General features: G+C 68.3%; 9 protein-coding genes. 5 read left to right on the forward strand and 4 right to left on the reverse strand.

Translation table 11 applies throughout. The annotated features are described in order from the left end of the window. The 4 genes from CKO43_RS23175 to CKO43_RS23190 form a co-directional block, all read right to left on the reverse strand. A partial coding sequence (locus CKO43_RS23175; protein ID WP_200380118.1) for a PepSY-associated TM helix domain-containing protein occupies window positions 1-1,486 on the reverse strand: 1,486 nt, incomplete at its 3' end. A 15-nt stretch (window positions 1,487-1,501) separates the two neighbouring features. After that, window positions 1,502-1,801 carry a hypothetical protein gene (locus tag CKO43_RS23180; protein ID WP_200229179.1) on the reverse strand — a complete coding sequence of 100 codons (300 nt, stop codon included), beginning with the start codon at window positions 1,799-1,801 and terminating at the stop codon, window positions 1,502-1,504. Further along, window positions 1,801-4,086, reverse strand: a complete 2,286-nt coding sequence (locus tag CKO43_RS23185) for a TonB-dependent siderophore receptor (RefSeq protein WP_200380119.1) — start codon at window positions 4,084-4,086, stop codon at window positions 1,801-1,803. Before CKO43_RS23185 ends, CKO43_RS23180 begins: the two co-directional genes overlap by 1 nt. 236 nt (window positions 4,087-4,322) lie before the next feature. Further along, window positions 4,323-5,942: a sigma-54-dependent Fis family transcriptional regulator gene (locus CKO43_RS23190; protein WP_200380120.1), complete on the reverse strand. Its 1,620-nt coding sequence runs from the start codon at window positions 5,940-5,942 to the stop codon at window positions 4,323-4,325. A 431-nt stretch (window positions 5,943-6,373) separates the two neighbouring features. Between CKO43_RS23190 and nifH the strand changes: the two genes are divergently transcribed. From nifH to CKO43_RS23215, 5 genes are all read left to right on the forward strand, one after another. After that, window positions 6,374-7,201, forward strand: coding sequence for a nitrogenase iron protein (nifH, locus tag CKO43_RS23195; RefSeq protein ID WP_200229186.1), 828 nt, complete (start codon window positions 6,374-6,376; stop codon window positions 7,199-7,201). Window positions 7,202-7,240: 39 nt separating this feature from the next. Then, window positions 7,241-8,815 carry a nitrogenase iron-iron protein, alpha chain gene (anfD, locus tag CKO43_RS23200; protein ID WP_200229188.1) on the forward strand — a complete coding sequence of 525 codons (1,575 nt, stop codon included), beginning with the start codon at window positions 7,241-7,243 and terminating at the stop codon, window positions 8,813-8,815. Window positions 8,816-8,828: 13 nt separating this feature from the next. Beyond that, entirely contained in the window at window positions 8,829-9,257 is a 429-nt protein-coding gene (gene anfG, locus CKO43_RS23205; protein WP_200229192.1) for a Fe-only nitrogenase subunit delta, read from the forward strand. A 9-nt stretch (window positions 9,258-9,266) separates the two neighbouring features. Further along, on the forward strand, window positions 9,267-10,655 hold the full coding sequence (anfK, locus tag CKO43_RS23210) for a Fe-only nitrogenase subunit beta (protein ID WP_200229193.1): 1,389 nt from the start codon (window positions 9,267-9,269) through the stop codon (window positions 10,653-10,655). A 19-nt stretch (window positions 10,656-10,674) separates the two neighbouring features. Continuing rightward, window positions 10,675-11,395: Fe-only nitrogenase accessory AnfO family protein (locus CKO43_RS23215; protein WP_200380121.1), on the forward strand; the 721-nt coding region annotated here is incomplete at its 3' end.

The raw sequence follows: 11,395 nt of genomic DNA on the forward strand, positions 1-11,395 counted from the left end.
CGTCGACCGCCCAGACGGTGAGCGGCCGCGGCGCCGCGCCGTTCGTCGCCGCGACCCACAGCCCGCTGGCCAGCAGCGCGGCGCAGGCCACCGCCACGCAGCCCCACTGCCGCCCCCAGGTGGCGCGGCCGGGCCGTGCCAGGCCCCAGACCAGCGCCAGCCCCCAGGCGGCGAAGAAGCAGCGGATCTCGGCTTCACCGCGTTCGGCCAGGCCGGCCGGCAACCACAGCGAACCGAGCGCGAACACCGCCAGCGCCAGCGGCAGGCCGGCCAGCGTGCCGATGTTCAGGCCGTCCACCAGATGCAAAGCCAGCGCCGGGGTCTTGCCGCGCTCGCGCCGCTTGACCACCCACAGCGCCAGCCCGCTGCCGATCATCAGGCTGCCGAGCAGGCCGAAACCGAAGAGCACGAACCGCAGCCCCGGCGAGGCGAAATGCGCCAGGTGCAGGCCGTAGATCGTGCCGACGGTGCGCGCCGCGGCACCCTGCGGGTCGACGCGGCCCAGCAGCAGGCCGCTGCGACCGTCAAAAGCCAGTTCGACCGGCGGATAGGCCAGGCGTTTGGCGTCGCTGCCACGCACCTCGACATGCACCGCCGGGCCGTCGCGGCGCACGAGGATGACGTCGATCCGGCCGTCGGGCAGCTGGCGGCGCGACTCGGCCAGCACCGTGTCCCAGGCCAGCGCCGGCATCGGCCCGCTGCCTGCCGCGGCGTCCGGCGCGCCGTGGCGCTTGACCCCGGGTGATGCGCCGCGCAACTCGTCCAGGTAGGCGCGCGACTGCTCGCCATAGGCCGCGGCGATGCCCGCCGGCATGAAGATCGTCTGGAACAGCAGCAGGCCGCTGAAGGTGATCAGCAGATAGAACGGCAGCACCAGCACGGCGCTGACGTTGTGGCCGTCGAGCCACGCGCGCTGGCCACCCTTGGCCGGGCGGAAGGTGAAGAAGTCGGCAAAGATGCGGCGGTGGGTGACGATGCCGCTGAGCAGCGCGGCGAACATCACCGCAGTGGCGATGCAGACCGCCCAGCGGCCTTCCAGGATCCACTGGCTGCGCTGGGCCGAGCGCAGCTCGAAGTGGAAGCGGTACGGGAAGTCGCCGGCCATGCCGGCGCGCACCGGGAGCAGCTCGCCGCTGGCCGGGTCGAGCACGCGGTTCTCGACGCGCGGCCGGCCGCCCGCGCCACCGGCTTCACGCCAGCCGATGCGCAGCGCCGGGTCGCGCTCGTCGGGCAGGCGCAGCGACCAGAAGCCGGCCTCGGGCGCCAGCGTCTGCAGGCGTTCGAGCGCGATGCGTTCGACGCCGGGCGCCGGCGGCGCCAGCGTCTGCAGCTCGGGCCGCAGCCACAGCGTCAGCTCCTGCCGGTAGTACGACAGCGAGCCGGTGACGAAGATCGCGAACATCACCCAGCCCAGCAGCAGGCCGGCCCAGGTGTGGAACCAGGACATGGCCTGGCGCAGGCCTTCGGGTTTGCCTTTGGGGTTCATCGTCGCACTCCCGGCCTAACGCAGCAGCCAGACGATCGCCGCCAGCGGCACGGCCGCCCCCAGGCTGCCCAGCCAGGCATCGCGTTGGCGCCGGCAGGCGAAGCAGCCCATCATCACCGCCGGCAGCAGCAGCAGCGCCAGCAGCGTGCTCCAGGCCACCGCGTCGGCACGCACCAGGCCGGCACGCAGCAGCAGCAGGGTGCCGGCGGCCGCGACCGCCGACGACAGCGCATAAGCACCGGCCAGCGCGGCCAGCGTGCGCGAGGCGACCTCGGCGCGGTAGCGCCAGAGCGGCTGCGGAGTCGTTGCCGCCATCAGAAGTTGGCGCGCAGCGACAGGTTCACGTTGCGCGGGTCGCCGTAATAGTTGCTGATGCCGGTGGGCGCGAACTTGGCGTAGTAGACCTTGTCGAAAACGTTGTTGACGTTGAGCTGCGCCGTCCAGCCCGGGTTGATCGCATAGGACAGCATCGCGTTGTAGACCGCATAGCCGCCCTGGCGCGCGGTCAGCGCGCCCGAGCTGACGTAGCTGTCGCTGCGCGCCTGCAAACCGCCGCCCAGCGTCAGGCCCTGCAGTACACCACCCAGGCGGTAGCTGCTGAACACGTTGACGAGGTGGCGCGGGTCGATGCTGCGCAGCGGCTGGCCGACGTTGCTCGCGCTGCTGTCGGCGACGTAGCGCGTGCGCGTCTGGGTGTAGCTGGCCTGCAGCATCCAGCCAGGCGCAAGCTCACCGGCGAGCTCGACTTCCCAGCCCTTGCTGCGGGACAGGCCACCGGCCATCTTGCAGTAGCCACTGGTGGCCCCGGGGCAAGGGTTGGGGCCGGACGTATCGTCCATCGCCTTGCCCTTGTTGCTGATGCGAAACAGCGACAGCTGCGCGTTCAGGCGCTTGTCGAGCAGGCTGCCCTTCAAGCCGAGCTCGTAGTCCTCGCCGCGGATCGGTTGCAGCAGATCGCCATCGGCGTCGCTGACGTTCTGGGGCGTGTAGATCTCGGTGTAGCTGGCGTAGGCGCCGAGCTCGCGCGTGATGTCGTAGGTCGCGCCGACGAAGGGCGTGATCTCGCGCTCGGCCTTGTAGTCCGCCGCCGAGCTGCCGCGCACGTCGTAGTCCCACCAGCTGATGCGCGCACCGAGAAGCAGGTTCAACGGGTCCGTGACCGAGAGCCGCGTGCGCGCGTAGACGCCCTTCTGTGCGGTGACGGTGTCGGCGCCCTTGTAGTAGGTGCCGCCGGCGGTGCCGCTCGGTTCTGCGTAGCTGGTGTACGGGTTCCAGTCGCGGATGTCGACGCCGGTGATCGGGCTCAGGTTGTAGTAGCCCTCGGTGCCGATGGCGTCGACGCGCTGCACTTCGGCGCCCAGCACCAGTTCGTGCCGACGGCCGAAAAGTTCGAACGGGCCGTCGGCGCTGAGGCTGACGACGTCCTGGTCGCTCTGGTCGCCGCTGTAGACCGAGGTCGTGACGTTGAACAGATAGGGGTCGGCATTGCTGGCCCGCGTGAAGTAGCTCTGTTTGAAGCCCTCGTCGCCCGTCATGCGCAAACGCGTGTGGGCGGCATCCAGGCGCAGCGTCCAGTCGCCGTCCAGGCGGTGCTCGATGCCGAATTGGGTCTGCTGGTTGACCCGGTTCCACTGGTTCCAGGCCGCGCCCAGGTAGGTGCTGCGCGGCAGGTCCAGCGACGAGCCGTCGAGATCGGACGGCAGGTTGCCCCAGGCGCCGGTGGCCTCCAGCTGGGTGTACTGCAGGCTGAGCGTGGCGGTGGTGCGCGTACCGAGATCGGCCTCGAACACGCCGTAGACCACCTTCTTGTCCTCGTGGCGCGCTTTCTGGAAGAACTCCTTGTCGTCGGAGACGGCAACGACGCGGCCGCGGATCGCGCCCGACTCGACGAGCGCACCGGAGACGTCGGCCTCGACTCGCGTGCGGTCCCAGGAGCCCAGGGTCACCCGCGCCGAACCCTGGAAGTCGCGCGTCGGGCGCTTGCGCACCAGGTTCACCGTGGCCGACGGGTTGCCCGAGCCGCGCAGCGTGCCCGAGGCGCCGCGCAGCACCTCGACGCGGTCGAGGATCGCGGCGTCGGGCTGGATGAAGTACGCGCCGCTCTGGCTCAAGGTCAGGCCGTCGATCTGCAGCGCGTCGATCTGGTAGCCGCGCGAGAAGAAAGTGACGCGCTCGCTGTCGGTGTAGTCGACCGTGACGCCGGGCGTGTTGCGCAGCACGTCCTGCAGGTCCACCAGCCCGCGCTGGTCGAGGTACTCCCGCGTCAGCACCGTCACGGGCTGCGGGATGTCGCGCAGTTCCTGCGTGCCCTTGAACAGCGTCGCGCTGCCGCTGGCGAAGGAACCGGACGCCTCGGTCGACGGCCCGGCCTCACGCGCCGTCCTGACGACGAGGGCCGGCAGCGAGCCGGCTTCGGCCGGCGCCGCAGCCGTGCCGGAGGAATCGGTCTCGACAGCCTGCGCACGCGCGCCGGCAGCGCCCAGCAGCAGCGACGACAGCATCAGCGCCCGCACCAGCGGCGTCGGCACGAAGACGGCGGCCAGGCCGGATGGAGCGCGTTCGCGGCGCGCGGTGGATCGTGGGTGGCGGCGGGAAACCATGGAAGTCCTGGTGATGAAACGGTCGGTACGCCCTCTCGGGGGCGGCTCTATGCACGCAGCCGCGCGCCGGGGCGGCACGGCGGTGTCACCGACGGGCTGTGGGGTTCAGTGGGGTCGCGCGGGCGCCAGCGATGTCCGGCGGCGCGCCGAGCAGCATAACGCAAATGCGAACGCTTCTTGTTCGCTCAGATCGCGCTGGCTATTCGTGTTGCGGCAGCCCGACGGCGGGGCCGACCTCAGCCGCGCTTGCGGAAGTCCTTGTAGTCCAGCTTGTAGCGCCGCATGCGCAAACCCAGCATGCGCCGCGTGAGCCCCAGCTGCACCGCCGCCGCGCTGGCGTTGCCGTGGTGCAGCTTCAGCGCCTCGACGATCATCTCGAACTCGATCGCGGTGACACGCGCTTCCAGCGGCCCGTCGGCCGAGACCTCGCCGATCACCGGCGTCTGCAGCGACGGCGGCAGGTTGTAGCCGTGGATGACGCCGCCTTCGGCCAGCAGCATCGCGCGTTCGATGACGTTCTCGAGCTCGCGCACGTTGCCCGGCCAGTGGTAGCACAGCAGCATGTTCAGCGCCGTCGTCGAGATGCGGTGCACGGCTATCGCCATGTCGCGCGCGAAGTGGCCGACGAAGTGGTCCGCCAGCGCGATGATGTCGTTGCCACGCTCGCGCAGCGGCGGGATCGTGATCGGGAAGACGTTCAGGCGGTAGAACAGGTCTTCGCGGAACGTGCCCTGCGCCACCATCTGCTCGAGGTTGCGGTTCGTCGCCGCGAGGATGCGGATGTCGACCTTGATCGTCTGGTTGCCGCCGACACGCTCGAACGCACGCTCCTGCAGCACACGCAGCAGCTTGGCCTGCATCGTCAGCGACAGCTCGCCGACCTCGTCGAGGAAGATGGTGCCGCCGTCGGCGTCCTCGAAACGCCCGCGGCGCAGGTTCTGGGCGCCGGTGAAGGCGCCGCGTTCGTGGCCGAAGAGTTCGCTCTCGATGACGGTCTCGGGCAGCGCGGCGCAGTTGAACTTGATGAACGGGCCGCGGCTGCCGGCGCTGTGGTAGTGGATGGCGCTGGCGACGAGCTCCTTGCCGACGCCGCTTTCGCCCAGCAGCAGCACCGTCGTCTTGGAGCGCGTGACCTTCTCGATCAGGCTGTAGACCTCGAGCATCGGCTTGGAGTTGCCGATGATGTTCTTGGGCTTGAAACGCGCCTTCAGCGCCTGGCGCAGGCGCCGGTTCTCGTTCTCCAGCGCCACGCCGTGCACGTGCTTGAGCAGGTACATCTCGACCGCCTGCGCGGTGGTGACGGCCAGGATGGTCAGGATCTCGGCGTCCTGCTGCAGCAGGCGCTGGTTGTCGTACAGGCGCTCGCCGCTGACGGTGCCCATCACCTTGCTGCCGCGCAGGATGGGCACGCACAGGAAGGAGTGGTCGCGGTCCTTGGGGTCGGCGCGGCTTTCGGTGCGGTCCAGGAAGGCCGGCTCCTCGCTGATGCGCGAGACGACGATGGGCAGGCCGCTCTCGACGACCTTGCCGGTGATGCCTTCGCCGAGGTGGTAGACGCCGCGTGCTGCCTCCTCCTCGCTCAGGCCGAAGCTCTCGTGGATGAAGATCTGGCCCGACTCGGGCTCGAACAGGCTGACCATGCCGCGCACGATCTTCATGTGGCGCTGCATGATGCGCAGCAGCGTCGCCAGGATCTGCTTGAGGTCCTCGTTCGCGCTGACGAGCTGGTTCAGTTCGAACAGCAGCGGCAGCAGCCCGGCGCGGCATTCGGACAGGTCGCGTTCGCACAGGCGGCGGGCGCGGGCTTCGAGTGCCAGACGGCCAGCGACCGTGATCGTGTGCGTGTCCTGGTTCAAGACGGCCTCCAAGGGACGGATGCGGCGCACGCGGGGCACGCCTCCGCGGATGACGTGCAAGAACGGTGCCGAACGGCGCCATGCCCGCTTCCGCCTGGGCGGCGCGACGCGGCATGACCGGCGCGCGCCGCCATTTGTCCCGCGCGGTCCGAAACCGGCCGGAACTCTGTACCTTCCGGTCAAAAGCGAGGCCCAGCCGAACGCCGGCGGCGGCCGTCCGCAGCGCCGCCACGAAACCGCCTCGCCGGCACGTCCGCGCGCGGCCCTTATAGGTGGCCCGGCGCCCCCACCCCCCGTTTTGTCGACAAGCGCCGACGCCCGCGCCGGCCATGCACCGTTCGTGATCGAGTTGGCACGGTCCTGGCGAATAGAAGCCCCGAACGCGCCGCAACGTGCAGCGCTTTTACGACCGACTGAAACGGGGGTTCGACATGACGCGCAAGGTTGCCATTTACGGCAAGGGTGGTATCGGCAAGTCCACGACGACGCAGAACACTGCGGCCGCGCTGGCCCATTTCCACGGCAAGAAGGTCTTCATCCACGGCTGCGATCCGAAAGCCGATTCGACCCGGCTGATCCTGGGCGGCAAGCCGCAGGACACGCTGATGGACGTGCTGCGCGATCACGGCGCGGAGAAGGTCACCAACGAGATGGTGATCAAGACCGGCTACAAGGACATTCGCTGCGTCGAGTCCGGCGGGCCGGAGCCCGGCGTCGGCTGCGCCGGCCGCGGCGTCATCACCGCCATCGACCTGATGGAAGAAAGCGGCGCCTACACCGAAGACCTGGACTTCATCTTCTTCGACGTGCTGGGCGACGTCGTCTGCGGCGGCTTCGCGATGCCGATCCGCGACGGCAAGGCGCAGGAGGTCTACATCGTCGCCTCGGGCGAGATGATGGCCATCTACGCCGCCAACAACATCTGCAAGGGCCTGGTGAAGTACGCCAAACAAAGCGGCGTGCGCCTGGGCGGGATCATCTGCAACAGCCGCAAGGTCGACGGCGAGAAGGAATTCCTCGAGGAATTCACCGCCGCCATCGGCACCAAGATGATCCATTTCGTGCCGCGCGACAACATCGTGCAGAAGGCCGAATTCAACAAGAAGACCGTCACCGAATACGACGCCGAACAGGGCCAGGCATTCGAGTACAGCGAACTCGGCCGCAAGATCATCGAGAACGAGGACTTCGTCATTCCGCGCCCGCTGACGATGGACCAGCTCGAATCGATGGTCGTCAAGTACGGCCTCGCCGACTGAACGCCCGCGCCCAGCCGCCAACCGCCTCGGAGAACGACGATGCCTTACCACGAGTTCGAGTGCAGCAAGGTCATCCCGGAACGCCGCGAGCACGCCGTGCTCAAGGGCCCCGGCGAGGACCTGACCTCCTGCCTGCCCAAGGGTTACCTCAACACCATTCCCGGCTCGATCTCCGAGCGCGGCTGCGCCTACTGCGGCGCCAAGCACGTCATCGGCACGCCGATGAAGGACGTGATCCACATCAGCCACGGGCCCGTCGGCTGCACCTACGACACCTGGCAGACCAAGCGCTACATCAGCGACAACGACAACTTCCAGCTGAAATACACCTTCGCCACCGACGTGAAGGAAAAACACATCGTCTTCGGTGCCGAGAAGCTGCTCAAGCAGAACATCAAGGAGGCCTTCGCGGCCTTCCCCGACACCAGGCGCATGACGATCTACCAGACCTGCGCCACGGCGCTGATCGGTGACGACATCAACGCCATCGCCGAGGAGGTGATGGAAGAGCTGCCCGGCACCGACATCTTCGTCTGCAACTCGCCCGGCTTCGCCGGCCCGAGCCAGTCGGGCGGCCACCACAAGATCAACATCGCCTGGATCAACCAGAAGGTCGGCACGCTCGAGCCCGAGATCACCAGCGACCACGTCATCAACTACGTCGGCGAATACAACATCCAGGGCGACCAGGAGGTGATGACCGACTACTTCAAGCGCATGGGCATCCAGGTGCTGTCGACCTTCACCGGCAACGGCTCCTACGACGACCTGCGCGGCATGCACCGCGCGCAGCTCAACGTGCTCGAGTGCGCGCGTTCGGCCGAGTACATCTGCGACGAGCTGCGCGAGCGCTACGGCATCCCGCGCCTGGACATCGACGGTTTCGGTTTCAAGGCGCTGGGCGACTCGCTGCGCAAGATCGGCCTGTTCTTCGGCATCGAGGAGCGCGCCGAAGCCATCATCGCCGAGGAGACCGCACGCTGGCAGCCCGAGCTCGACTGGTACCGGGAGCGGCTGCAGGGCAAACGGGTGTGCCTGTGGCCGGGCGGCTCCAAGCTCTGGCACTGGGCCCACGCGATCCAGGAGGAGATGGGCGTCAAGGTCGTTTCGGTCTACACCAAGTTCGGCCACCAGGGCGACATGGAAAAAGGCGTCTCGCGCTGCGGCGAAGGGGCGCTGGCGATCGACGACCCGAACGAGCTCGAAGGCCTGGAAGCACTCGAGATGCTGAGGCCCGACGTCATCTTCACCGGCAAGCGCCCGGGCGAGATGGCCAAGAAGGTCGGCGTGCCCTACCTCAACGCCCACGCGTACCACAACGGGCCGTACAAGGGCTTCGAAGGCTGGGTGCGTTTCGCACGCGACATCTACAACGCGATCTATTCGCCGATCCACCAGCTCGCGCAGCTCGACATCAGCCGCGACGAGATCCCGGACGGCCCCGGCTTCGCGACGCGCCGCATGCTGTCCGACGCCGGCCTGTCCGAAGCGCAGCGCACGGCGCCGGCACGCGACTACAGCGGTGCCTACGACACGATCACGCCGCTGCGCAGCAAGACCTACCCGGTGTTCGAACGCCGCGCCGAAGGCGCCGTCGAAGCCGTCGGCCAGTAAGGGGGGCCGGACGATGAAACACGTCACCTCGCCGAAGACGCTGGCGGCACGCAAGTACGTGCCGATCTACACGAGCAACCCGCTGGAAGGCGCCGACGCGCCGACCCGCGAGCGTGTGGGCCAGCTCGAGAACTTCATCATGAAGCACTGCCTGTGGCAGTTCAATTCGCGCGGCTGGGACCGGCGCAAGCAGAACGCCGGCGTGCTCGGCAAGACGACTCAGCTGCTGTGCGGCGAGACGGTCGAGAACCCGACGCCGATGGAGAAGTGCCACTGGGTCGACGCGGTCATGCTCGACCGTGACTGGCGCCAGCGTTTCCCCTGGATCACGACGCTGTCCGTCGACGAGATCAAGGCCCTGATGAGCGCGCTGCACGCGCGCATCGACTGGCTGACGATCGACGGATCGCTGAACCAGGAACTGACCGTCGTGAACTACTGAGGAAGCGCCATGACCTGCGACATCAAGGAAAAAGGCCGCATCGGGACCATCAACCCGATCTTCACCTGCCAGCCCGCGGGCGCGCAGTTCGCCAGCATCGGCATCCAGGACTGCATCGGCATCGTGCACGGCGGCCAGGGCTGCGTGATGTTCGTGCGCCTGATCTTCTCCCAGCACTTCAAGGAGAGCTTCGAGCTCGCTTCGTCTTCGGTGCACGAAGACGGCGCGGTGTTCGGCGCCTGCGGACGCGTCGAGGAAGGCGTGGACGTGCTGCTGGCGCGCTACCCGGACGTCAAGGTGATCCCGATCATCACGACCTGCTCGACCGAGGTCATCGGCGACGACGTCGACGGCGTCATCCGCAAGCTCAACGAAGGCCTGCTCAAGGAGAAGTACCCCGACCGCGAGGTGCACCTGATCGCGATCCACAGCCCGAGTTTCGTCGGCAGCATGGTCAGCGGCTACGACGTCGCGGTGCGCGATTTCGTCCAGTACTTCGCGACCCCGGCCGAGCCCAACGGCAAGTTGAACGTCATCACCGGCTGGGTCAACCCGGGCGACGTGAAGGCGATCAAGCACCTGCTGGGCGCGATGGAGATCGACGCCACGGTGCTGTTCGAGATCGAGAGCTTCGACTCGCCGCTGCTGCCCGACGGCAGCGCCAAGTCGCACGGCAGCACCACCATCGAGGACCTGCGCAGCACCGCCAACGCCGCCGCGACGATCGCGCTCAACCGCTACGAAGGCGGCAAGGCCGCCGAGTGGCTGCAGGAGACCTACAACCAGCCGACGCTGATCGGCCCGACGCCCATCGGCATCCGCAACACCGACGCCTTCCTGAAGAACCTGAAGAAGCTCACCGGCAAGGCGATCCCCGAGTCGCTGGTGAAGGAACGCGGCATCGCGCTGGACGCGATCACCGACGTCGCCCACATGTTCCTGGCCGACAAGAAGGTGGCGATCTACGGCAACCCCGACCTCGTCATCGGCCTGGCCGAGTTCTGCATCGACCTGGAGATGAAGCCGGCGCTGCTGCTGCTGGGCGACGACAACAGCCGCTACAAGACCGACCCGCGGCTGCTGGCGCTCAAGGAGCACGTCGACTGGAAGATGGAGGTCGTGACCAACGCCGACTTCTGGGAACTGGAGAACCGGATCAAGAACGAGGGCCTGGAGCTCGACCTGATCCTGGGCCACTCCAAAGGCCGCTTCGTCGCCATCGACAACGCGATCCCGATGGTGCGTGTGGGCTTCCCCACCTACGACCGCGCCGGCCTGTTCCGCCACCCGGTGCTCGGCTACGAAGGCGCGATGTGGCTGGCCGAGCAGATGGCCAACGCCTTGTTCACCGACATGGAATACAAGAAAAACAAAGAGTGGATCTTGAACGTGTGGTGAGCCAAGGCAGGGCGACGCCATGAAGATCGTGGTCCACCTCGACGACGCTGGCGTGCCGGCCAGCCTGTACCGGGCCGGCACGCTGTGTGTCTACGACGACGAAGGCGGCGCGCCCTGGGGCTGGCGCGCCGGCGCCAGCCACCGCTGGGACCCCGGGCCGGCGCCGACACTGCAGACGCTGAAGGCGGCGCTGGCCGAGGCGGTGGCGGCGCTGGGCGACGGCGGCGGGGTGCTGCTGTCGGCCGAAGTCCGCGGCCTGCCGTATGCGCTGCTGCTGGAGCAGCACCGCTGGCGCGTCTGGATGTCCGAAGGCCCGCTGGAGGAACAGCTGGAGGACGTGCGCCGGCGCGAGACCGAGGCCCAGGCGAAGAAGCGCTACGAGCTGGTGCTGCTGGGCGAGCAGCCGGTGCCGACGCCGCTGCAGCGGGCCGGCGGCGAGCCCGGGCACTTCTGGATCGACCTGCGCGCCGCGCTCGAGCACCCCTCGAACCCGACCTCGCGCCACGTCCTGATCCCCTTCCTGCAGGCCGGCCGTTTCGTGCGCCTGGAAGTGCTCTGCGGCCACCTGCCCAAGTGGATGGCCTGGGAGATCGAACGCCTGGACCTGGCGGCCGAGAGCGCGCCGCTGGACGACGCCGGCGACGGCCTGCGCGTGACCATCCATTCGCGCCAGGGCCCCGAAGGCCGGCGCCGGCCGCCGGGCCTGGCCGGCAACGCCGCCGCGCTGGCCCTGCCCTGCC

The organism is Rubrivivax gelatinosus, from assembly GCF_016583785.1.
Taxonomy (GTDB): Bacteria; Pseudomonadota; Gammaproteobacteria; order Burkholderiales; family Burkholderiaceae_C; genus Rubrivivax; species Rubrivivax gelatinosus_B.